The organism is Halalkalibacter urbisdiaboli (assembly GCF_002156385.1).
GTDB lineage: Bacteria > Bacillota > Bacilli > Bacillales > Bacillaceae_D > Halalkalibacter_A > Halalkalibacter_A urbisdiaboli.
Genome location: NZ_MVJM01000002.1, coordinates 803866 through 826382 on the forward strand (window position 1 = coordinate 803866; position 22517 = coordinate 826382).

Annotated in this window: 22 protein-coding genes; 1 reads left to right on the plus strand and 21 read right to left on the minus strand. The window is 41.1% G+C overall.

Going from position 1 to position 22517, the window contains the following annotated elements:
• Positions 1–91: 91 nt before the first annotated feature.
• From rnr to rpoN, 12 genes are all read right to left on the minus strand, one after another.
• Entirely contained in the window at positions 92–2422 is a 2331-nt protein-coding gene (gene rnr, locus B1R93_RS11735; protein ID WP_088104145.1) for a ribonuclease R, read from the minus strand.
• Positions 2423–2464: 42 nt separating this feature from the next.
• Complete coding sequence (locus B1R93_RS11740) at positions 2465–3211, minus strand: alpha/beta hydrolase (RefSeq protein WP_088104146.1); 747 nt, start codon at positions 3209–3211, stop codon at positions 2465–2467.
• A complete protein-coding gene (locus tag B1R93_RS11745) occupies positions 3208–3918 on the minus strand; it encodes an alpha/beta hydrolase (protein WP_088104147.1) in 711 nt (236 codons plus the stop codon). The genes B1R93_RS11740 and B1R93_RS11745 overlap by 4 nt, the downstream gene beginning before the upstream one ends.
• Before the next feature lie 157 nt (positions 3919–4075).
• Positions 4076–4306: a preprotein translocase subunit SecG gene (gene secG / locus B1R93_RS11750; protein ID WP_088104148.1), complete on the minus strand. Its 231-nt coding sequence runs from the start codon at positions 4304–4306 to the stop codon at positions 4076–4078.
• 248 nt (positions 4307–4554) lie between these two features.
• On the minus strand, positions 4555–5844 hold the full coding sequence (gene eno, locus B1R93_RS11755; protein ID WP_088104149.1) for a phosphopyruvate hydratase: 1290 nt from the start codon (positions 5842–5844) through the stop codon (positions 4555–4557).
• 73 nt (positions 5845–5917) lie between these two features.
• Positions 5918–7450 carry a 2,3-bisphosphoglycerate-independent phosphoglycerate mutase gene (gpmI, locus tag B1R93_RS11760; protein ID WP_088104150.1) on the minus strand — a complete coding sequence of 511 codons (1533 nt, stop codon included), beginning with the start codon at positions 7448–7450 and terminating at the stop codon, positions 5918–5920.
• Positions 7447–8202 (minus strand): triose-phosphate isomerase, encoded by a 756-nt coding sequence (gene tpiA, locus B1R93_RS11765; RefSeq protein ID WP_088104151.1) that lies wholly within the window; start codon positions 8200–8202, stop codon positions 7447–7449. Before tpiA ends, gpmI begins: the two co-directional genes overlap by 4 nt.
• 161 nt (positions 8203–8363) lie before the next feature.
• Entirely contained in the window at positions 8364–9548 is a 1185-nt protein-coding gene (locus tag B1R93_RS11770) for a phosphoglycerate kinase (RefSeq protein ID WP_088104152.1), read from the minus strand.
• 100 nt (positions 9549–9648) lie between these two features.
• Complete coding sequence (gene gap, locus B1R93_RS11775) at positions 9649–10656, minus strand: type I glyceraldehyde-3-phosphate dehydrogenase (protein ID WP_088104153.1); 1008 nt, start codon at positions 10654–10656, stop codon at positions 9649–9651.
• 68 nt (positions 10657–10724) lie between these two features.
• A complete protein-coding gene (locus B1R93_RS11780) occupies positions 10725–11747 on the minus strand; it encodes a sugar-binding transcriptional regulator (protein ID WP_088104154.1) in 1023 nt (340 codons plus the stop codon).
• A 154-nt stretch (positions 11748–11901) separates the two neighbouring features.
• Entirely contained in the window at positions 11902–12147 is a 246-nt protein-coding gene (locus tag B1R93_RS11785; RefSeq protein WP_342587522.1) for a glutaredoxin family protein, read from the minus strand.
• Positions 12148–12164: 17 nt separating this feature from the next.
• Positions 12165–13469, minus strand: a complete 1305-nt coding sequence (gene rpoN, locus B1R93_RS11790) for an RNA polymerase factor sigma-54 (protein ID WP_088104155.1) — start codon at positions 13467–13469, stop codon at positions 12165–12167.
• A 317-nt stretch (positions 13470–13786) separates the two neighbouring features.
• Here rpoN and clpP point away from each other — a divergent pair, with 317 nt between their 5' ends.
• Positions 13787–14377 carry an ATP-dependent Clp endopeptidase proteolytic subunit ClpP gene (gene clpP / locus B1R93_RS11795; RefSeq protein ID WP_088104156.1) on the plus strand — a complete coding sequence of 197 codons (591 nt, stop codon included), beginning with the start codon at positions 13787–13789 and terminating at the stop codon, positions 14375–14377.
• Positions 14378–14589: 212 nt separating this feature from the next.
• Here clpP and B1R93_RS11800 read toward each other — a convergent pair whose 3' ends face one another.
• From B1R93_RS11800 to hisF, 9 genes are all read right to left on the minus strand, one after another.
• Positions 14590–14844 carry an HPr family phosphocarrier protein gene (locus tag B1R93_RS11800; RefSeq protein ID WP_088104157.1) on the minus strand — a complete coding sequence of 85 codons (255 nt, stop codon included), beginning with the start codon at positions 14842–14844 and terminating at the stop codon, positions 14590–14592.
• A gap of 21 nt (positions 14845–14865) precedes the next feature.
• Positions 14866–15825 (minus strand): DNA-binding protein WhiA, encoded by a 960-nt coding sequence (whiA, locus tag B1R93_RS11805; protein WP_088104158.1) that lies wholly within the window; start codon positions 15823–15825, stop codon positions 14866–14868.
• Positions 15826–15886: 61 nt separating this feature from the next.
• Positions 15887–16843, minus strand: a complete 957-nt coding sequence (locus tag B1R93_RS11810; protein WP_088104159.1) for a gluconeogenesis factor YvcK family protein — start codon at positions 16841–16843, stop codon at positions 15887–15889.
• Positions 16840–17742 carry an RNase adapter RapZ gene (gene rapZ, locus B1R93_RS11815; protein ID WP_088104160.1) on the minus strand — a complete coding sequence of 301 codons (903 nt, stop codon included), beginning with the start codon at positions 17740–17742 and terminating at the stop codon, positions 16840–16842. The genes B1R93_RS11810 and rapZ overlap by 4 nt, the downstream gene beginning before the upstream one ends.
• Before the next feature lie 89 nt (positions 17743–17831).
• Positions 17832–18296, minus strand: coding sequence for an 8-oxo-dGTP diphosphatase (locus B1R93_RS11820; RefSeq protein WP_088104161.1), 465 nt, complete (start codon positions 18294–18296; stop codon positions 17832–17834).
• A 307-nt stretch (positions 18297–18603) separates the two neighbouring features.
• Entirely contained in the window at positions 18604–19545 is a 942-nt protein-coding gene (gene trxB, locus B1R93_RS11825; RefSeq protein WP_088104666.1) for a thioredoxin-disulfide reductase, read from the minus strand.
• Positions 19546–19706: 161 nt separating this feature from the next.
• Positions 19707–20759, minus strand: coding sequence for a tetratricopeptide repeat protein (locus B1R93_RS11830; RefSeq protein WP_088104162.1), 1053 nt, complete (start codon positions 20757–20759; stop codon positions 19707–19709).
• Between the two features lie 361 nt (positions 20760–21120).
• Positions 21121–21759 (minus strand): bifunctional phosphoribosyl-AMP cyclohydrolase/phosphoribosyl-ATP diphosphatase HisIE, encoded by a 639-nt coding sequence (gene hisIE / locus B1R93_RS11835; RefSeq protein WP_088104163.1) that lies wholly within the window; start codon positions 21757–21759, stop codon positions 21121–21123.
• Positions 21756–22514, minus strand: a complete 759-nt coding sequence (hisF, locus tag B1R93_RS11840; protein ID WP_088104164.1) for an imidazole glycerol phosphate synthase subunit HisF — start codon at positions 22512–22514, stop codon at positions 21756–21758. Before hisF ends, hisIE begins: the two co-directional genes overlap by 4 nt.
• Positions 22515–22517 lie beyond the last annotated feature (3 nt).

Consider the following 22517-nt stretch of genomic DNA (forward strand, 5'->3'; position numbering starts at 1 on the left):
ACTCCTTCTTTGAGTTACAAGAAGTAATTTTTCAGTGGCCTCACGATGAGTGGGTTTCCCATCGTAAGGCACTTTTAGAACCTTTTTTCGCTTATTTCTTCTTTTTACGGCCCTTTTTTCGTTTTGCACCTGGTGCATTTTCATAAAACGGCTTCTTCTTTTTCTTTTTACGGCCTTTATCAGGTCCGTCGCTTCTTGCACCATCTCTAGCGTTAACAGGTGCACCTTGCTTCGGCTTACGTTTCCCGCCTACAATAACGGTTGGACGACTCTTTCTTTCACGTGGCTTGCGCTCCTTCATGCCGACGATTTCAAAATCAATTGATGATTCTTCGACATTGACACTCACAACACGAACCTCGATTTCATCGCCAATACGGAACACATGACCTGTTCGCTCACCAATCATCGCATACTGCTTTTCATCAAAGTGATAGTAGTCATCGGTTAAATAGCTTACATGAACGAGACCTTCAATCGTGCTTTCTAGCTCAACGAAAAGGCCAAAGTTAGTGACACTACTAATGATTCCCGTAAAGGTTTCGCCAATCTTGTCTTCCATGTATTGTGCTTTCTTCACACTGTCTGTGTCACGCTCTGCTTCAACGGCACGGCGCTCCATTTCCGATGAATGCTGAGTTAACCCCGGCAGCTTTTCACGCCAATGCTCCTGAGTTTGCTCATCAACATTACCCTTGATTAAATACTCGCGAATTAAGCGATGCACAATTAAATCTGGATAACGTCGAATTGGTGACGTAAAATGCGTATAAAATTCCGTCGAAAGACCGAAGTGACCAAGACTATTCGGATCATATTTCGCTTGCTTCATCGAACGAAGCATAACAGTACTAATAACCGTTTCCTCAGGCTCCCCACGTACTTCTTCTAACAGCTTTTGTAAGGCACGTGGGTGAATAGTATTCGCTGTTCCACGCACGACATAGCCAAAGTTTGTAATGAATTCAAGGAACTTTGTCAGCTTTTCCACATCTGGGTCTTCATGAATCCGGTACACGAACGGTAGCTTTAACCAATGGAAATGCTCTGCAATCGTTTCATTAGCTGCTAGCATAAATTCCTCAATTAATTTTTCTGCTACAGAACGTGTGCGTAAAACGACATCGGTTGCTTTTCCTTCCTCATCAACGAGAACCTTAGCCTCTTTAAAATCAAAGTCAATCGCGCCACGGTCAAAGCGTTTTTTCCGTAAAATAGCGGCAAGCTCTTCCATGTCTTCAAAGAATGGGAGTAAGCCTTCATATTTCCCTCTCACTTCTTCATCCTTATCAACAAGAATTTTATTCACATCACTGTACGTCATTCGCTCTGTCGTCTTGATTACACTTTGGAAAATATCGTGCTTTACGACTTGTCCATTCGGATCAATTTCCATCACACATGAAAGCGTAAGACGGTCCACTTTCGGATTTAAACTACAAATCCCATTTGATAAACGGTGTGGAATCATCGGAATCACACGGTCAACTAAATACACACTAGTTGCACGCTCCGCTGCCTCTTTATCAATCGGGGAACCTTCTGTGACGTAATAACTCACGTCAGCAATATGTACCCCTAGCACATAATGACCGTTATTGAGTCGCTTAACATGAACGGCATCATCTAAGTCTTTCGCATCAGCACCGTCAATAGTAACAATCGTTTCATCACGTAGATCGCGGCGGTTTTTAATTTCTTCAGGGTTAATCGTATCGCCGACCGATTGCGCTTGCTCAAGAACCTCATCAGGAAACTCTAGCGGAATGCCATGCTTGTAGATGATTGATAAAATGTCCATACCTGGGTCGTTTTTATGCCCAAGAATTTTTATAACTTCCCCTTCGGCACTCATCCGGCCTTCTGGATATTTCACAATCCTAACGACCACTTTATGACCATCGGCAGCACCTTTGTCGGCAGTTTTCGGTATAAAAATTTCATTTGGAATCCGCTTATCGTCTGCCATCACAAAGCCATAGGACTCTTGATCATTATACGTTCCTACAACCTCGGTTACGCCGCGTTCAATAATTCGAACGACCTTCCCTTCAGGACGCGTTCCTGATGATTGCTGATGAATTCGAACGAGTACCGTATCTCCATTCATCGCACTTTCTAAATCAGCATGTGAGACGTAAACATCCTTATGCCCTTCTTCCTCAGGAATAATAAAAGCAAACCCTTTCGCATGCCCTTGCACACGTCCTCGAATAAGGTTCATTTTTTCAGGAACCCCATAACGGTCACTGCGCGTACGAACAATCAGCCCGCTGTTTTCTAATTCGTTTAACGATTTGACAAGCTCCTTGAACTCATCACTTCCGTCAATTTTAAAGGCTTCTTCTATTTCTGAAACAGAAAGTGGTTTATCTGTTTTTTCCCGAAAAAAGGTTAGTAATTCCTGTACTTTTTTCTCCATTGTATCGACTCCTTTCTATATTGGAACAGCCTTCAACTGGCCTTATACCGACCAATCGAGTTTCTCTAAAAATCGATACACATCCTCATGCAGCTGTTCCTTTTCTTTATCTAACGTAATTACATGTGTTGATTCCTCATACCACTTCAACACTTTTTGTTCAGATTCGATATTGTCGTGAATAATAGTAGCACTCTCAACATCGATCATTTGGTCATGTCTTGCTTGAGCAATAAAGACAGGGGCATAAATATGATCGAGGTGCTGCTGAACACCTTCGATTAGTTGCTGCAATGCCTTTAATGTTGTCATCGGCGTTTCCTTAAATCGTTCCATCTCCTCATCAATTTGTGTATCAGGCTTTCTCTCACGCTTTTTATATTCCTTCGCATAAGCTAAAATCCCTTTATACATAGCATCTTCTGTCTTCGGACGCATCGGTGCACACATCGGAACGATCCCCTTTATAGGTAAAGTGTAACCGATTTTTAATGAGAATACCCCTCCAAGCGATAAACCACAAACTGCAATTTCTTCATGTCCGCGATCTTTTAAAAATTGATACCCAGCTAAGACGTCTTCCCACCAGTCATTAGGGCCTGTATGTACTAGTTCTTCTGGAGGTACACCATGTCCTTTATAAAGAGGAGCATGACATGTGTATCCTTGTTTTTGTAAATATCGACCAATCATACGTACATCGGCCGTCGTTCCTGTAAATCCATGCAGGAGGAGGACAGCTCGCTCTCCCCCTTCAAAGGTAAATGGTTTAGGTGCCACCAATTTCATGTTGTATCTTTCCTTCCTTCCACGTCCTTACTTAAAAACGCGTCAATCTCATCTATTAAATCTTTTTGCTCAAAGCCATGGCAAATCATATGCTTAGCATGCTTTAGAAAAATCATTCTCTTTTCAACAGTACCGATGTTCTCAAATAAATAATGTGCGCTTTTTCTCGGAACTATACCGTCTCGTTCACCTTGAATGATCAATGTCGGAACATTCACATGGCGAAGATACGGTCGAATCCGCTTAACCGCCTGCATAAATTGAAAAACAGCAGCTAATGGCGTCTCGATTATTTTTTTACGGTAAAGCTGAAAATGGGTGTCCTCCTTCAACTGTCCTCGTACTTGTTTCCTTACGATGTCCTTTAATTCCTGCAAAAGCTGTTGAGGATTCAAATAATAGGCTGCGGTACTAAGTAAGACGAGCTTTGCAACTGGATATTTAGTCGCTAAATAACAAGCTAGCATACCTCCCATTGAAAAGCCAATGACATACACTTTTTCACATCGGTACAAAAGCTCTTTAAGCGCCACTTCCGCTACATACACCCATTGCTGATAGGTAACCTCGCGCAGATTCCCATTCGGTCCATGCCCCGGGAGTGTCGGCGTGTAGACGAGCCATTTTTTATTTAAAAAATGCTTTGCGACTGGCTCTACCTCCCACGGCTCACCAGTGAAACCATGCAAACATAGACATCCAATCATTTTCTCACCTACTTTTTGATTAATATATTGGCTTGTACTATTTGCCACCGGCTAAATGGTGCTAAAATTCTGGCTTAGATACGTTCGTCGGCTGCCGCCGCAAAACAAGTTTGCGGCTATGTAAAAAAGCAGTAGGTATGGACCTACTGCTTGTCTGTTACACGAAATATGCGAGTACAATCGTTAAAACGAAGAATAAAACAGCTAGTGTGACCGTCGCTTTACTTAAGACTGCATCAATCCCACGTGCTTTTTGCTTCCCCATTAATTGCTCTGCTCCACCAGAAATGGCTCCTGAAAGACCTGCACTACGACCTGATTGCAGAAGAACAACTGCGATTAATGCGATAGATACGATTACTAGTAATACGATTACAAGTGCTTGCAACTTTTACACCTCCAGGCACAATATGCGCTTATATTACTTTACCACAATTTCAGGTAGCTGGGCAATATTAAAAAATGATTAGACTGCTTTTCGTCAGTTATCAGCGATTTTTTGATTTTATCATCAAAAATGAAAAGTTATCATCATTTTTCTATGATTTATCATCAAAAATTGAGATTTATCATCAAATCTTAATAGCAGACAAAAAAGCCCCGCACAAAATCTGTGCAGGGCTCTGGTAAAAAGAATTACTTCTTTAAGTTGTAGAATGCGTCGATGCCGCCGTATTGAGCAACATTCGCAAGCTCGTCTTCGATACGAAGAAGTTGGTTGTACTTCGCAACACGGTCTGTACGTGAAGGAGCACCTGTTTTAATTTGACCAGCATTTGTTGCAACAGCGATGTCAGCGATTGTTGAATCTTCAGTTTCACCAGAACGGTGAGAGATTACTGCTGTGTAACCAGCGCGCTTCGCCATTTCAATTGCTTCAAATGTCTCAGTTAATGTACCGATTTGGTTAACTTTGATAAGGATTGAGTTAGAAATACCTTTTTCAATACCTTCTTTAAGCTTCGCAGTGTTTGTAACAAACAAGTCATCACCAACAAGCTGAACTTTGTTGCCAAGACGCTCTGTTAATAGCTTGTGGCCATCCCAGTCATTTTCATCTAAACCATCTTCAATTGAGATGATTGGATATTTTGAAACAAGCTCTTCGTAGAAATTAACCATTTCTTCAGAAGTGAATACTTTACCTTCACCAGAAAGGTGGTATTTACCGTCTTCTTTGTTGTAAAGCTCAGAAGAAGCTACGTCCATTGCAAGCTTTACTTCTTCACCAGGCTTGTAGCCAGCTTTTTCGATTGCTTCGATGATTGTTTGAAGCGCTTCTTCGTTGGAAGAAAGGTTTGGTGCGAAACCACCTTCATCACCTACAGCAGTATTGTAGCCTTTTGACTTAAGAACAGATTTAAGGTTGTGGAAAATTTCCGCACCCATGCGAAGTGCTTCACGGAAGTTTTCGGCACCAACTGGCATAACCATGAATTCTTGAATGTCTACGTTATTATCAGCATGCTCACCACCGTTGATGATGTTCATCATTGGTACCGGAAGTTGTTTCGCGCTGAATCCGCCAAGGTATACATATAAAGGTACACCTAGCGCTTCAGCAGCAGCATGAGCTACAGCCATAGAAACACCAAGAATTGCGTTAGCACCTAATTTTCCTTTATTGCTTGTACCATCAAGCTCGATCATTAATTGGTCGATTCCAAGTTGATCAAGTGCGTCAAAACCGATAAGCTCAGGAGCAATTACATCGTTTACGTTCTGAACAGCTTTAAGAACGCCTTTCCCCATATAACGCTCGCCACCATCACGTAGCTCAACTGCTTCGTATTCACCTGTTGAAGCACCACTTGGTACAAGGGCACGTCCCATTGCGCCAGACTCTAGATATACTTCTACTTCTACTGTTGGGTTACCACGTGAATCAAGTACTTCGCGTGCATAAATATCAGTAATTGTTGTCATTTTACGTCACTCCTTAATTTTTAACTGTATATTTTTCCATCATATAGTATAAACCATTTTTGTTAGAAAAGCGTTAAGATTTAATTAATGTTTTTCCTGTCATTTCCTCAGGCTGCTTTCCGCCTAACAGCGATAGCACTGTTGGAGCAAGATCCGCTAGAATTCCATCTTGACGAAGCGTTACATCCTCAGAAGTTACAATTACAGGGACACGATTTGTTGTATGAGCTGTCATCGGCTTGTCATCAACCGTAATAACTTCATCTGCATTTCCGTGGTCAGCTGTAATCACCGCTGCGCCACCCTTTGCAACAATCGCATCAACAACTTTTCCTAAACACTCATCCACTGCTTCAACTGCTTTAATTGTCGGTTCAAGCATACCAGAATGACCAACCATATCAGGGTTTGCAAAATTTAAAATAATTGCATCATGCTTATCTGCTTCAATGTCAGCTAAAAGTGCATCTGTTACTTCATACGCACTCATTTCTGGCTGAAGGTCATACGTCGCAACCTTTGGTGAATCAATTAAGATTCGCTCTTCACCAGGGAATGGCTCCTCACGACCACCACTAAAGAAAAACGTTACATGCGGGTATTTTTCCGTTTCCGCAATACGTAGCTGTTTGTAGTTTTGCTGTGACAGTACTTCACCTAACGTGTTATCAAGATTTGTCGGTTTAAATGCAACAAAGCCATTGACCGTCTCACTAAAATGCGTTAAACAAACATAGTGAAGGTTCGTCGGATGCTTATCTCCACGGTCAAAACCACGGAAATCTTCGTTCGTAAACACTTGAGACATTTGGATAGCACGGTCTGGACGGAAGTTAAAGAAAATAACTGCATCATTATCTTGAATCGTACCAACAGGCTGACCATCCTTCGTAATAACAGAAGGAATCACAAATTCATCATGAATTCCATTTTTATAGCTATCTTCTAGCACTTCTGTCGCGGATGTGTATGTTGGTCCATCGCCATAAACCATTGCGCGATATGATTTCTCCACACGATCCCAGCGCTTATCACGATCCATTGCATAATAACGACCATGTAAAGTAGCTAGCTCTGCATTACCAAGCTGTTCAAGCTTTTCTTCTAATGCTTTAATGTAGCTCTCGGCAGAAGTGGGACCGACATCACGTCCATCTAGGAAACCATGTACATACACTTTTTCAACATTTTCACGCTTTGCAAGGTCAAGTAAAGCAAAAAGGTGATTAATGTGACTATGGATTCCACCGTCAGATAGAAGACCATAAACGTGTAATGCACTCTTCTTTTCCTTAGCATGTGTCATCGCATCATGAAACGTTTGATTTTCAAAAAAATCTCCTTCACGAATCGATAAATTTACACGTGTTAAGCTTTGATACACGATACGCCCAGCACCAATATTTAAGTGCCCTACTTCAGAGTTCCCCATTTGTCCTTCAGGTAACCCTACCGCTTCACCAGCTGCTTCAAGTGTCGCATGCGGGAATTGATTCCAGTAACGATCGAAATTCGGCTTTTTCGCCTGAGCAACGGCATTTCCCTTGACCTCGTCTCTCATCGCGAAACCATCTAATATGATAAGAGCGACTGGCTTTTTACTCATTTTCCTGCCTCCAAAAGTCCAAGGAATGAACCTGGCTCTAAGCTTGCTCCACCAACTAAAGCACCATCAATATCCGGTTGAGCCATGTATTCTGCAATATTTGCAGGTTTTACACTCCCACCGTATTGAATACGAACAGCTTCAGCAGCTTCTGTTGAGAATGATTCAGCTACCACTTTACGGATGTATGCACAAACTTCATTTGCATCCGTAGCCGAAGAGGATTTACCTGTACCGATTGCCCAAATTGGTTCGTAAGCAATAACCGTTTTCTTTACTTGATCAGCTGTTAATCCAGCTAAGCCTTTTTCAACCTGGCCTTTTACGATATCATTCGTTTTACCTGCTTCACGCTCTTCGTCTGTTTCACCGCAGCACATAATTGGTACGAGGTTGTGCTTAAATGCAGCATGAACCTTTTTGTTTACTGTTTCATCTGTTTCAGCAAACATTTCACGACGCTCAGAGTGACCGATAATCACATAGTCAACGTTCATATCAGCAAGTGCAACTGGACTAATTTCACCTGTAAATGCACCGTTTTCTTCAAAGTGAACGTTTTGTGCACCTACTTTTAAGTCCGTTCCTTTCGTTGCACTTACAAGGCTTTCAAGAAATAAAGCCGGTGAACAAACGACTGAATCTACTTCGCTATTTGCTGGAATTTGCGCCTTTACTTCTTCCACGAATTGCTTCGCTTCTCCAAGTGTTTTGTTCATCTTCCAGTTTCCTGCAATAATAGGCTTTCTCATATAGAAAACTTCCTTTCTATTTTTGGATTAAAAGGATTGTTCAGCGGCCATGGCTCCGTTCGCTGTGCGCTTTGCGGGAAAACCGCCCACAAAGCTTTAAAACCGGACAGCGACTTCGCTCACTGCTTCGACAAATAAGTAAAAAGAAAACCGCTTTTTACTTATTTGTCTGTTAACGCTGCTACGCCTGGGAGTACTTTACCTTCCATGAATTCAAGGGATGCACCGCCGCCTGTTGAGATGTGACTCATTTGATCAGCTAGGCCGAATTTTTCAACCGCTGCTGCTGAGTCCCCACCACCGATAACAGAATACGTGCCCTTGCTATCTGCTAAAGCATTTGCTACCGCTTTTGTTCCTTCAGCAAATTTATTTAATTCGAATACACCCATTGGGCCGTTCCAAATCACTAGCTTCGATTCGCTGATTACCTTTGCATATGTATCACGCGTTTTCGGACCGATGTCAAGTGCTTCCCAGTCAGAAGGAATCGAATCAATATCCACTACTTGTGTATTAGCATCTTCTGAGAAATCGTCAGAAACAATTACATCTTGAGGCATGTAGAATTTAACACCATTCTTTTTCGCCTTTTCCATAAACGACTTTGCTAATTCAATCTTGTCTTCTTCAAGAAGTGATAGACCAACTTCATGACCTAACGCTTTAACGAACGTATACGCTAACCCTCCACCAATGATAAGGTTATCAACGTTGTCTAATAGGTTGTCAATAACACCAATTTTATCCTTAACCTTTGCTCCACCAACAATTGCCGTAAATGGACGTTCAGGATTTGAAAGTGCCTTACCTAACACATCTAGCTCTTTTTCCATTAAAAGACCCGCTGCTGCCGGTAATAAATGTGCAATTCCTTCAGTAGACGCATGAGCACGGTGGGCTGCACCGAATGCATCATTTACATACACATCTGCAAGTGCCGCAAAAGCCTTCGCTAATTCAGGATCGTTTTTCTCTTCGCCAGCATAGAAACGTACGTTTTCAAGTAATAAAACATCGCCATCTGCTAAACCGTTTGCTGCTTCTTCAGCAACAGGACCGTGTGCTTCATCAACCTTTTTAACATCTTTTCCCAAAAGCTCACCAAGTCTAGCTGCTACAGGTGTTAAACGAAGCTCTTCCACTGCTTCACCCTTTGGACGACCAAGGTGGCTTGCAAGGATGACACGTGCACCCTTTTCAATTAATAGCTCAATTGTAGGAATTGCTGCACGAATTCTCGTTTCATCTGTGATCTTACCGTCTTTCATTGGAACGTTAAAATCAACACGGCAAAAAACTTTTTTTCCTTTTAAATCAAGATCGCGAATCGTTAGTTTGTTCATCAAATTGGCCCCCTCTTGTATGTTTATGACTGCAGAATCTTGACAGCGGAAAGAGGAGTCAGAACTTGTCCTTCTTCCTCCTCTTCCCTGCTATCTTAGATTATAGTCCTTGCTTAGCAATGTAATCAACAAGGTCAACTACACGGTGTGAGTAACCAGATTCGTTGTCATACCAAGAAATGACTTTAACCATGTTGCCTTCCATAATCATTGTAGAAAGAGCATCAATAGTTGAAGAAGCAGGGTTACCATTGTAGTCACTAGATACTAATGGATCTTCACTGTATCCAAGGATTCCTTTTAATGGACCTTCAGCCGCTTCTTTTAAAGCTCCGTTTACTTCTTCAGCTGTTACTTCTTTATCAAGCTCAGCTACTAAGTCAACTAGAGAAACGTTAGGAGTTGGTACACGTAACGCTCCACCATTTAATTTACCTTTAAGTTCAGGAAGTACAAGAGCAACAGCCTTCGCAGCACCCGTAGTTGTTGGGATGATGTTTTCAGCAGCCGCACGAGCACGACGGTAATCTTTGTGTGGTAGGTCAAGAATTTGTTGGTCATTTGTGTAAGAGTGAACAGTTGTCATCATTCCACGCTTAAGACCAAACTTGTCGTTTAATACTTTAGCAAATGGAGCTAAACAGTTTGTTGTACAAGAAGCGTTTGAAATAACGTGGTGGCTTCCAGCGTCATACTTATCTTCGTTAACACCCATAACAACAGTGATATCTTCATCAGATGCAGGAGCAGAAATGATAACTTTCTTAGCGCCAGCTTCTAAGTGCTTCGCAGCATCTTCACGCTTTGTGAAGAAACCAGTTGATTCAACAACCACTTCAACACCACGATCGCCCCACTTAAGGTCAGCTGGGTTGCGCTCAGCAGATACATTAATTTCTTTTCCATCCACTACTAACGCATTGTCTTTTACTTCGATGCTTAGATCAAGGTTACCGTGTACAGTATCATACTTTAAAAGGTGAGCAAGCATGTTTGCATCTGTAAGATCATTGATAGCTACAACCTCTACGTTAGGGTTCTTAAGTGCTGCACGGAATACATTACGTCCAATACGACCAAAACCATTAATACCGATTTTCGTTGCCATAATCAAAATTCCTCCTAATAATTGTATAATTTTTATAATATATCAAAAAGGGCGCAAACCCTTTTATCTCAAGTTAAGTGCAGAAGCGATTTCGCCGCTGCTTCATCTGTAATTAACACATCACTCGGTCTGCAATTCATATAAGCAAAAATTGCTTCAGACTTTGAGTGACCACCAGCTACTGAAATGACCATTTTTTCATTTTCTAAATCATCAAGCTGAAGACCGATGGTTCGCTGTTTATGAATAACCTTACCATTTCGGTTAAAATAATAACCTAATGCCTCAGCGACTGCATGTTCTCGTTCAAGCTTGTCGATAAATTCCTGTGAAGACCCACGGCGCGAAGCCATCGTTTTAGCTTCACCAATCCCATGAATAACAATTCGTGCGGATTTCACCAGCTTCAGGATATCCTTAAGTGACGGCTCTAAAAGAAGAGAAGAATACGCATCCTCACTAAGCTGATCAGGAACATGAAGCATTCGGTACTGAGCCCCTGCTCGACTAGCAAACTGAGCACTAATCGTGTTCGACTGATTTTCCACTCTCTCACCAAGACCTCCGCGCGCTGGAACAAACATTAAGTTACGTGTTCGATGCTCTGGAGTCATCATATCGGCGACTGCAGCGATGGTTGTACCACCCGTTACCGCGATCACATCGTTTGGTAAAAGGTGCTCCTTTAACTCAGCCACACAGGCGCGTCCCATTTCCCGCTTTACCCAGCTATCCACGTCACTGTTTCCAGAAACAACAAGTACTTTTTTTACACCGAGCTTTTGTTCAAGCTCAGTTTCAAGTGAGCGTAAACCTAGCAGCTCTTTCATCATGTCCTCAAGTTGAAGAAACAATGCTTCGCCATCAGCGGTGATACTCATCCCAGCACTAGCAAAGTGAACAAGCCCCTGCTCCTTTAAAAAGTTAACCTCGCTGCGTAAAACTCGTTCAGACAGCTGAATGTTTGAAGATAAGCTTCGCCTACCAATTGGTTGCATGACACGAATGTTCTGGAGAATACGATAACGTTTCACCATTACATCCAAAAGATCTGGTAATAATTTTTGCTGAATGTCTAATAATACTCGCATAGAGCGAAAACCCCTTATTTTTTGTATACTACAACTCTCGGGACTTATTGAGTCCCGCTTAGACGTTTTTTGTCCCGAATAGAGCAAAAAAATAAGACCAAATCCTATCTTCATTTTTATTCTATCAAGGAAGTGGTCGCTTCACAAGTATATTTTATCCAATCGCCTCTTGTAAGCCCTTTCTTATTTTCTCTTTCGAAAGCTGTCCAAAATCAATTTCAACATCGCCGATCACTACAACCGGTATCATTACTTGATATTTCTCAAGTAAATCATCATCTTTATAAATATCAATGACATCATATTCGAATAAAAAATCTTTTTTTAATTCTTCGACAATTCGCACACCTTTATCGCATAAAGGACAATTTTCTTTAGAATAAATCGTCATGTTTATCATGGTTACTTTTCCCTTTCCTATTCGTACCTTTTCCTTTTTGATGACGAAGGTATACCGAGTTCATCTCGATATTTAGCTATCGCTCGTCTTGACACGGACATGCCATGCTCCTCTGCCAAAATGTTCACTAACTTTTGATCTGATAGTGGTTTTTGTTTATTTTCAACATGAACAATTTGCTTGAGTTTTTCTTTAATTGCCTGGCTAGAGGTCGATTGTCCATCCTCGCCTTGAACGCTAGATGAAAATAATGCTTTTAATTCAAAGACACCTCTAGGCGTATACACATATTTATTTGTTGTAGCCCGACTCACGGTCGATTCATGCATATCAATTTCTTCAGCCACTTGTCGCAATGTTAACGGTTTGAGTGTTCCCTTTGGTGACTTAAAAAAATCAAACTGATGTTGCGCAATCATCTCAGTTACCTTTAGAATCGTGTGCTGACGTTGGTGAATACTTTTCATTAACCATTGCACCTGCTGATATTTTTCTCTTACATATTGTGCTACCTCATCACTTGATTGATTCAATAAATACTCGTAATCACGGTTAATCTGAATGAGAGGTAACTGTTGATCCGGAATGACAACTAATTCTCCTTCTTTCCAAACAAGGCTAAGGTCAGGCTTCACAAATTGAGCAGGTTCATCATGATAGCGCAACCCCGGTCTTGGATTAAGTAATTGAATTTTATCATATACTTCTTGGATGTCACTTAATGAAATGTGTAAATCTTTCGAAATGTCCTTCCACTTCTTCTCAGCAAGCTCCGTTAAATAACCACTCACAATTTCCTCGACCAATGCCTCTCGCTTAGGAAGACGACGCAGCTGTAGAAGTAAACACTCTTGCAAATTTCTTGCCCCAACTCCTGCTGGCTCAAAGGTTTGCAATATATGAAGCAGGCGCTCACCTTGCTCTAACGGTGCTCCCAGTTCCTCACAAATCTCTTCAAAACCTCTAGTTAAATATCCATGGTCATCTAAACTATGAATGAAATAGCGAATCCCCTTTTCCCATTCTTTCGGCAAGGAAAGTAGTCGGAGCTGCTCCGTTAATATTTTGTTTAGACTTGTATGTTCGATTACCGCATAGTCGAGCGGCGATACGTCATTAGTCGGCCTTGTTCGTTTCCGATCGAATTGGAATAAATCTGTTGGCGGTTGCTCCTTTAATTCGATAAGAGGATTCTCAAGTGCTTGTTCATGGATAAAGGACGTAAGCTCAATCGTAGAAAATTGTAATAAATGTATCGCTTGTTGTAATTCCTTTGTCATGACCAAATTTGTCATTTGTTTTTGATAAAAACCAAGCTCCATGCCTTCTCCCCTCCTTTCCTCATCATAGCACATAGATGGTATCACTGAAATGAAAACGTTTACTTCGTATAATATTGTTTATATTTGATTTGTTGAAAAAGTATGATTGAATATCATATTACTTTTTTGTTTGAGGATTATGAAAAACGGATAAGATGAAAGAAGGGTTTAAAAGGCTTAATCGTGAATAGTATAAGATAGGAATGTTCGTAAGACGGATATTCACATTCAAAGCAAGGCAAATCATTTGACCTTCTTTGACCTTTTAAGTATGATATACATAATTGCAAAACTCATATCCACAAGGAGGAATTTATATGAACTTAATCCCTACTGTCATTGAACAAACGAACCGAGGCGAACGTGCTTATGACATTTATTCTCGTTTGTTAAAGGATCGCATCGTAATGCTTGGTAGTGCCATTGATGATAATGTTGCAAACTCAATCGTTGCACAGCTTCTTTTCTTGAATGCTGAAGACCCTGAAAAGGATATTTCCCTTTACATTAACAGCCCTGGCGGCTCAATCACAGCTGGTATGGCGATCTACGATACAATGAACTTCATTAAGCCTAAAGTATCAACGATTTGTATTGGTATGGCAGCATCTATGGGTGCATTTCTTTTAGCTGCTGGGGAAAAAGGTAAGCGTTACGCGCTTCCTAACAGTGAAGTGATGATTCACCAACCACTTGGTGGAACACGTGGGCAAGCATCTGATATTGAAATTCACGCTCGTCGCATTATCGAAATGCGCGAAACGTTAAATAAAATTTTAGCGGATCGCACAGGTCAACCAATTGACGTAATCGCACGTGACACAGACCGTGATAACTTTATGACAGCTGAAAAAGCAAAAGATTACGGATTAATTGATGATATTATCTCTACGCCAAATGCAAAATAATATTATACGAACAAAAAAAACTCTTGGGGCTTTGCTCCAAGAGTTTTTTTGAAAAGATTAACTCGAGAAAACCGATCGAGTTAAATAACGAGCCAGAGGAAGGTCGCCTCTGGCTTTCAAAGACTAACTCGAGAAAAACGCTCGAGTCAAATAACGAGCCAGTGGAAGGCCGCCTCTGGCTTTCAAAGACTAACTCGAGAAAAACGCTCGAGTTAGTCTTTTTCAATAAACGCGACTAATGCGTTTAGGGCGTCTTGTTCGTCTTTGCCGTCGACGATGAGGTTAATTGTTGAGCCTTGGCCGATAGCTAAGCTCATGAGGCCCATAATACTTTTAGCATTGACCCTCTTGTTTTCCTTTTCAATAAAGACTTCTGATGAAAAGCGATTTGCTTCTTGTACGAATAAGGCAGCTGGTCTTGCTTGTAATCCTGATTTCAATTTCACTTCTACTTGTTTTTCAACCATGTCGTTTCCCCCTCACATTTTTTACAATTTATTTGGTTCAAAAGGTTGGCCTGAGCGAATTTTCTCGGCAATTTCATCAATTTTCCGGAGACGATGGTTCACACCTGATTTACTCACTTTACCACTTTCAACCATTTCTCCTAACTCCTTTAATGTAACATCCTGATGCTTCATTCGTAATTCAGCAATTTCTTTTAATTTTGGCGGCAATTGGGCCAAGCCAAGTTCTCGGTCTACTAAGCGTATATTTTCTACTTGCCTTAGTGCTGCCCCGACCGTTTTATTTAAATTCGCGGTTTCGCAATTGACGAGGCGGTTCACTGAATTACGCATGTCCTTCATGATGCGTACATCTTCGAAATAGAGTAAGGCCTGATGTGCGCCGATAACATTTAAAAATTCGGTAATTTTTTCACTCTCTTTTATATACGTGATGAACCCCTTCTTACGTTCCAAAGTTTTTGCTTTTAATTGATATTCGTTCATTAATTCACATAAAGATTGATTATGTTCTTCATATAATGAAAAAATCTCAAGATGGTACGAAGAGGTCTCTGGATGATTAATCGAGCCACCTGCTAAAAAAGCCCCTCTAAGATAGGCACGTTTGCAGCATGTTGATTCAATTAATGACTTCGGAATCGTTCTAGTAAACAGGAATCCTTCTGCGAGAATCCCTAATTCCTCCAGAAGACTTTTTGCTTCTTGTGTCATCCGAACGAGGTAAACATTATTTTTCTTTAGGCGCATTTTTTTACGAACAAGAAGTTCCACATACATCGTTGGATAGAGCTTTTTTATCAATGTGTAAATTCTTCTTGCGATGGCAGCGTTTTCAGTGGTTACATCTAACCCAAACTGCCGATTCCCTAATGAAAGTGTCCCATTCATTCTGATGAGAGCTGACAATTCTGCCTTGGCACAGCATAACTTATATTCAAGCTGTGTTAATTCTTTTTTTGTTGTGGCTGCGAAGGACAACGGTCTCACCCCTTTTTAACCCGTATAGAGAACGAGATTGGTTCTCTATACGTATAAACATTCATTTTGTGTACCGTCCTGCTTGAAGCAAGGCACGCGATACCTTTATCGCATCATGACGAAGCATGTTTTCCTGTTCTATTACATAATGATCTTTGATAATATTTACTCCCATCGCTGCTAGACGTTCTTCATCCACTATAACAGGTTCGGCTTTTTCTTCAGCATATCGCTCCTTTACCTGTTGCGAAATGATCGAACCATGGACAAGAATATCATCAACTAAACCAGGACCACAATGACTAACAATTCCTTGTAAATGGTCCGCTGCTGAATAATGGTCGGTTTCTCCATGCTGAGTCATGACATTACAAATGTATACTTTACGTGCCTTAGATTCAAGAATTGCTTCACAGATGCCTGGAACGAGTAAATTCGGTAGCACACTTGTATATAAACTGCCTGGCCCTAAAACAATTAAATCTGCGTTCTTAATCGCACGTATACTTTCAGGCAACGGTTGAATCTGATCAGGCGTTAAGAACACACGCTTGATTTGTTTTTCCTCGAGTGGAATTTTTGACTCTCCACTTACAATCGTTCCATCTTCCATTTCGGCATGTAAAACAATACTTCTATTTGCTGCCGGAAGCACTTTTCCACGGACATTTAACACCTTACTTAACTCCGTAATCCCTCTAGAAAAGTCACCCGTTATCGATGTCATTCCAGCTAATAATAGATTGCCTAGTGAGTGGCCAGATAGCCCGTTTCCATTTTTAAAACGATGCTGGAATAATTCCTCCACTAGAGGCTCCACCTCCGCTAAGGCGATGAGCACATTTCGTACATCACCTGGAGGTGGAATATCTAATTCTTGGCGTAGTCTTCCGGAGCTTCCACCATCGTCAGCTACTGTAACGATGGCTGTAATCGAAACAGGGAACGTTTTTAATCCCCTTAATAGAACCGATAACCCGGTTCCTCCTCCGATAACAACTATTTTTTTCTTTTTCACGTAACCTTTTCCTTCCCTTTATCCTTATCAATATCTCGATGACTAACATGTATGACAAACTCATCAGAAAAGGCCTCACCAAAATATTCTGCTAATGTGACAGAGCGGTGCTTTCCACCCGTACATCCAATTCCAATGACAACTTGACTCTTCCCTTCACGTTTATATTGTGGAAGCATAAACGTTAGTAAGTCATTCAATTTCTCGATAAATTGCTGGGTTTCAGACCATTTCAAAACGTAAGAAGAAACCTCTTCATCCAATCCTGTTTTGGGACGCATATGGTCAATATAATGTGGATTTGGTAGGAAACGCACATCAAAAACTAAATCAGCATCAATTGGAATGCCATATTTGAACCCAAATGACATGACATTAACCGTAAACGGATGACGCTCTGTTAAAGCGAACCGTTGGATAATTCTTTCCCGCAGTTGAATTGGCTTCAAATCGGTCGTATCAATAATCTGCTGTGAACGTCCCTTCATTTCTTCTAACATTTCTCGTTCTAATTGAATTCCCTCTAAAGGAAGACCACTTTTTGCAAGAGGATGTGAGCGTCTAGTCTCTTTGTAACGTTGGACAAGTTTTGCATCTTTTGCATCAAGGAATAGGATATGCATTTTTAAATTAATATTCGGTGATTGACTGATCGTGTCAATCGCTTCGAATAAATGGTCGAAGAACTTTCGACCTCTTAAATCAATCACCAATGCCACACGATTCATTTTTCCATTAGACCCTTCAATAAGGTCAACAAACTTTGGTATAAGCGCCGGTGGCAAATTATCAACACAGAAATAACCAAGGTCCTCAAAACTTTGAACAGCTACGGTTTTACCGGCCCCAGACATTCCTGTAATAATGACGATTTGAATTTCCTCTTGCTTAGACGTCAACGATTTCACCTTCTTTATAAAAATATAACGAGCTTTTCACCCATTCAAAAGCTGAGAAGAACGCGTAAGCTGACGTATTAGACCTTTCTTTACTCAGGTAATGGATCTAGACGCGACGACAGGAGCTTAAAATCCGGCGTATAATGAAACGTTCCGTACATCATCCCGTCTCCTTCGAGTAAATGACGGAATAAATACGTATCTCCTTCTGCCATCGGTAATGCTAAAATGTCCTCGTTATTCTTCCACTCTAACTTACCTTCAGGCGATTCATCTAACTGCTCACCTTCAAACTCAGTCGCCTTAAATGTAAACATCATCCATTCCGAAATGATCGTATCATCTTCTTTTATAAGAATCGTAAAAACTGCTCTTAATTGAACATCTTTAAGAAGAAGTCCTGTTTCCTCGCGAAACTCGCGACAAACGGATTCTTTAATCGTTTCTCCTGCTTCCATTTTACCACCAGGAGCTACCCACCAGCCCTTGCTTGGCTTTTGTAATAGCAAGGACCTATTACCATCAACTAAAAGACAATTTGTTACACGCTGCAATGACTTCACCTCACGTTCCTACCTTAACATTATACGATCATTTTCATGTCGTCACAATTACAAGGATTAGGGAATCAAGGTGAACATCTTGTGAATCAATATGGAAATATCATGATAGAATCTGTAAAAAGTTGGTTTGGGTTGTAAAACTTAGATGTGGTTCTGTGTAAAAAAAGGGCACGGACGTAACGTCCGTGCAAAAATTATATAAAAAAGGGGGTCAATTACTTACTCTTATAGTACCCTTTTTTTGTTTCATGATTGTTACAGTCTGATTAAGACCGAATTACGTTTTATATCGATTGTATTACTTTACCTTTTCTGCCAAACTTTCAACGTAATGCTGAACATTTTGAGCAGCTAAACTTCCATCCCCAGTCGCTGTGACAATCTGGCGTAAAGACTTTTCCCGTACGTCCCCAGCAGCAAAAATACCAGGCACTTTTGTTTCCATTTCTTGATTTGTCACAACATAGCCTTCTTCGTTTAGAATACCAAGGTTTTTGACGCTTTCATTAAGCGGAAGCATACCAATATAAATGAACACACCATCCGTTTTAAAATCTTTTTGCTCTCCAGTTTCTGTATCCTCAATCGTGACACTTCCGACTTTACCATTTTCCGCATTGATCTCTTTCACAACATGGTTCCAAATAAAGTCGATTTTGTCATTGTTAAACGCACGATCTTGGAGAATCTTTTGAGCACGTAGCTGATCACGACGGTGGATGACCGTTACTTTCGATGCAAATCGTGTTAAATAGACCGCTTCCTCAACTGCCGAGTCACCTCCACCTACAACAACAAGCTCTTTGCCTTTAAAGAACGCTCCATCACATACGGCACAATACGAAACACCGCGCCCGCTTAATTCCTTTTCACCAGGCACACCGATTTTTTTATATTCTGCGCCAGTCGCAACAATAACAGCTCGCGCCTTATATTCCTTGCTCCCGGCTTTGACGACTTTAATATCTCCTTCGTCAATGATTTCCTTTACATCACCATAGCCATATTCAGCACCGAATTTCTTCGCATGCTCAAACATCTTCGTTGATAAGTCAGGCCCTAGAATATGGTCAAATCCTGGGTAGTTTTCAACATCCTCTGTATTTGCCATTTGTCCCCCAGGAATCCCGCGCTCTAGCATAATTGTACTTAAGTTAGCACGTGATGTATAAACCGCTGCTGTCATCCCAGCAGGACCAGCACCAGCAATAATAACATCGTAAATTTTTTCTTCACTCATCATACTCACACTCCTCAACACTCTATCGATGGAATTAGGTCGTTCCCTATTCCGACCGCTCTCGATTACAATTTCATCGTAGCCAAATTAAAACATATTGTCTATAAATATGCTTATAGAATAAGCCCCGCTTTTCTTTGTACAAGCAACCTAATCTAAATCTATCGCCAAATGTCATATTTAAGATTGCTTTTTGATAATGTTCCAACCGTACTTTCCTCTAACAGCTGTTGGGCTATGCGATACCCCAAGCCTGAAGCACGACGCCAATATCCATTTGCTTTTTCTACGTAACCAAGCTGGTACAAGGCAATTCCGTAGCAAAGTAACAGCTCAGGTCGTTGGTCGAACATGTAAGTCTCAAGCATTTTCATTCTTTCAACCGTTTGCTGATAATCACCAACCGTACATAGCACTTGAGCTACCTTTACGTGATGATCGACATCAAGCGGGTATACTTGACGTAATGCTGAAACGAAAGGCTCGGCTTGTTTAGTGTCTCCTTGAGCAGTAAAAAACATCGCTAAATTACAGATCGCAAATAAATTCCCTTTATCCTCATTTAAAATGTGTTCACAAATCGCAAACGCTTCATCCTTGCCCTCACGATAATAAGCCTCTGCTAAATGATTATGTGCCGCCCAACATGTAGGATGTGACTGAATGACCGATTCTAAAATCGGAATCGCAGCCTTCACATCCCCATTTCTAAGTAATGTTCTTGCTTTCTCATGCTCAATGATTAATTCATCAGATTCCGACTCGTAATCTTCCCAACCGTCTATTTCGCTGCGCTCAAACTGAAGAAGCTCAAGAAGATCACGAGCATCATCAGAAAACCCATCCTCAGGACAGAGCTTCAAGTACCGAATGACTGCATTCTCAGCTTTTTCAAAAAGCCCTAAATAAGCATAATTGTTAGCCATAAAGAAATAGCATTCCGATTGCTCATCCCCTTGTTCCTGTAAAATTGTTGATAAAATCTCATTTGAACGCTCATATTCACCGAGTTCCGACAAAACAGCTGCTAACTGAATATGAAAAACAGGCTCCTGATTTGTTAGCTTAACCGCCCTCTCAAAGAGTTTAACGGCTCGTTGCAAATGATTTTTTCGGTACGCAACAATTCCACGGTGAAAAAAGTAATCTCCACTCCTAAAAAAAGGAACAACAGTGGTGCGCTTATCTTTCTGTGTTTGATGGGTTCCATCCATTAAGTCAATTCCTCCAGCATTTCATTCATAAGTCCTAGTATACAATAAATTTAGACATAGTTGGCATTTTCAACGCAGATTTCTAAACATCATATTAAATTTCTATTTTTATTTTTTCTAATTTGTTTCAAAAAAAGACCTCCAAAAGATTTGGAAATAAAATCTTTTGGAGGTGCATCCTTATTCGAGGGCACTGAAAAAGGGTGGGTTTTCCTTTTCCAGTGGCCTTTATGTAATGTGCGTAGCCGTTGCCCGATTTTGAAAACCTTGCTACGAGTGGTTTTTTCGTAGCAAAGCGTGCAACGTGCGTAGCCATTACTTCTTCTTTGAGTTACTTAAGAAGGTTTTTCAGCAGCTTCCCTTATTCTGCTTTTTTCGGTTTATGTCTTTCTTCAAGCACCGCAAGAACATCATCAAGGGGAAGCTTTTGTTCACGTAAAAGCACCATCGTATGGTAAAGTAAATCAGCGACTTCCCACTTAAGCTCTTCTGGATCCCGGTTTTTTGCCGCGATAATGACTTCTCCAGCCTCTTCGCCAACCTTCTTCAAAATCTTATCAACGCCTTTTTCAAACAAATACGTTGTATAAGCCCCTTCTGGCATTTCTGCCTCACGCTTCGCAATCGTTTCTTCAAGCTCATCCAAAATCGCAAAACGAGTCGGATTCACATTCACCTTTTCACCTAATAATGAATCAGCAAAGCATGTATATTCACCTTTGTGACAAGCAGGACCAGCAGGAACAACTAATACCACTACTGCATCCGCATCACAATCATAACGCATGTCGACGATTTGTTGCGTGTTACCTGACGTTGCCCCTTTATGCCAAAGCTCTTGGCGAGAGCGACTGTAGAACCACGTTTCTCTCGTTTCAAGCGACTTTTCTAACGACTCCCTATTCATATAAGCAAGCGTAAGCACTTCTTTGCTGCCTGCATCTTGAACAATCGCAGGAACAAGACCCTTTTCATCAAACTTAATCGTTTCTATACTCATCGAATCTCCACTCCTTGCGTTTTTAAATATGCCTTTACTTCAGCCACCGACGTCTCCTTATAGTGGAAAATCGAAGCAGCTAAAGCCGCATCCGCATTCGCTTGCTGGAACACGTCAGAAAAGCTTTCTTTATTACCAGCGCCACCTGAGGCAATAACAGGAACCGTAACTGCATCATTAACGGCTTTCGTTAACGCTAAATCAAACCCCGTTTTCGCCCCATCTTGGTCCATGCTCGTTAATAAAATTTCTCCAGCACCGCGACGAACAGCTTCTCTCGCCCAATCGGTTACTTCCCAATCTGTCGCTTTTCGACCACCATGTGTGTAAATCCGCCATGAGCCTAGTTCTTCGTCGTACTTGGCATCAATCGCGACAACGATACATTGTGAGCCGAAAAAGTCCGACCCTTCGGTAATTAATTCGGGACGATTCACAGCAGCTGTATTTAACGATACTTTATCCGCACCCGCTCGTAAAATCCGCTTCATATCCTCAAGCGTATTTATCCCGCCACCAACTGTAAACGGAATGGCTAGTTTACCTGCAACCTCTTCAACAACCTCAACCATCGTTTTACGACCTTCGTGTGAGGCTGAAATATCTAAAAATACAAGTTCATCTGCTCCTTGCTCATCATAAAATGCAGCAAGCTCAACTGGGTCTCCAGCGTCACGTAAATCAACAAATTGAACGCCTTTAACAACACGGCCATCCTTTACATCTAAACACGGGATAATTCGTTTCGTTAACATCGA

Bases quoted from the DNA above. Each gene is read 5' to 3' on its own strand.
- rpoN (WP_088104155.1), bottom strand. From the start codon at position 13,469: ATGGAGCTTGGTTTTTATCAAAAACAAATGACAAATTTGGTCATGACA.
- B1R93_RS11830 (WP_088104162.1), bottom strand. From the start codon at position 20,759: ATGGATGGAACCCATCAAACACAGAAAGATAAGCGCACCACTGTTGTT.
- gpmI (WP_088104150.1), bottom strand. From the start codon at position 7,450: ATGAGTAAAAAGCCAGTCGCTCTTATCATATTAGATGGTTTCGCGATG.
- B1R93_RS11770 (WP_088104152.1), bottom strand. From the start codon at position 9,548: ATGAACAAACTAACGATTCGCGATCTTGATTTAAAAGGAAAAAAAGTT.
- gap (WP_088104153.1), bottom strand. From the start codon at position 10,656: ATGGCAACGAAAATCGGTATTAATGGTTTTGGTCGTATTGGACGTAAT.
- eno (WP_088104149.1), bottom strand. From the start codon at position 5,844: ATGACAACAATTACTGATATTTATGCACGCGAAGTACTTGATTCACGT.
- rnr (WP_088104145.1), bottom strand. From the start codon at position 2,422: ATGGAGAAAAAAGTACAGGAATTACTAACCTTTTTTCGGGAAAAAACA.
- B1R93_RS11800 (WP_088104157.1), bottom strand. From the start codon at position 14,844: ATGGTTGAAAAACAAGTAGAAGTGAAATTGAAATCAGGATTACAAGCA.
- trxB (WP_088104666.1), bottom strand. From the start codon at position 19,545: ATGAGTGAAGAAAAAATTTACGATGTTATTATTGCTGGTGCTGGTCCT.
- B1R93_RS11740 (WP_088104146.1), bottom strand. From the start codon at position 3,211: ATGAAATTGGTGGCACCTAAACCATTTACCTTTGAAGGGGGAGAGCGA.
- B1R93_RS11785 (WP_342587522.1), bottom strand. From the start codon at position 12,147: ATGATAAACATGACGATTTATTCTAAAGAAAATTGTCCTTTATGCGAT.
- B1R93_RS11745 (WP_088104147.1), bottom strand. From the start codon at position 3,918: ATGATTGGATGTCTATGTTTGCATGGTTTCACTGGTGAGCCGTGGGAG.
- tpiA (WP_088104151.1), bottom strand. From the start codon at position 8,202: ATGAGAAAGCCTATTATTGCAGGAAACTGGAAGATGAACAAAACACTT.
- B1R93_RS11780 (WP_088104154.1), bottom strand. From the start codon at position 11,747: ATGCGAGTATTATTAGACATTCAGCAAAAATTATTACCAGATCTTTTG.
- hisF (WP_088104164.1), bottom strand. From the start codon at position 22,514: ATGTTAACGAAACGAATTATCCCGTGTTTAGATGTAAAGGATGGCCGT.
- clpP (WP_088104156.1), top strand. From the start codon at position 13,787: ATGAACTTAATCCCTACTGTCATTGAACAAACGAACCGAGGCGAACGT.
- hisIE (WP_088104163.1), bottom strand. From the start codon at position 21,759: ATGAGTATAGAAACGATTAAGTTTGATGAAAAGGGTCTTGTTCCTGCG.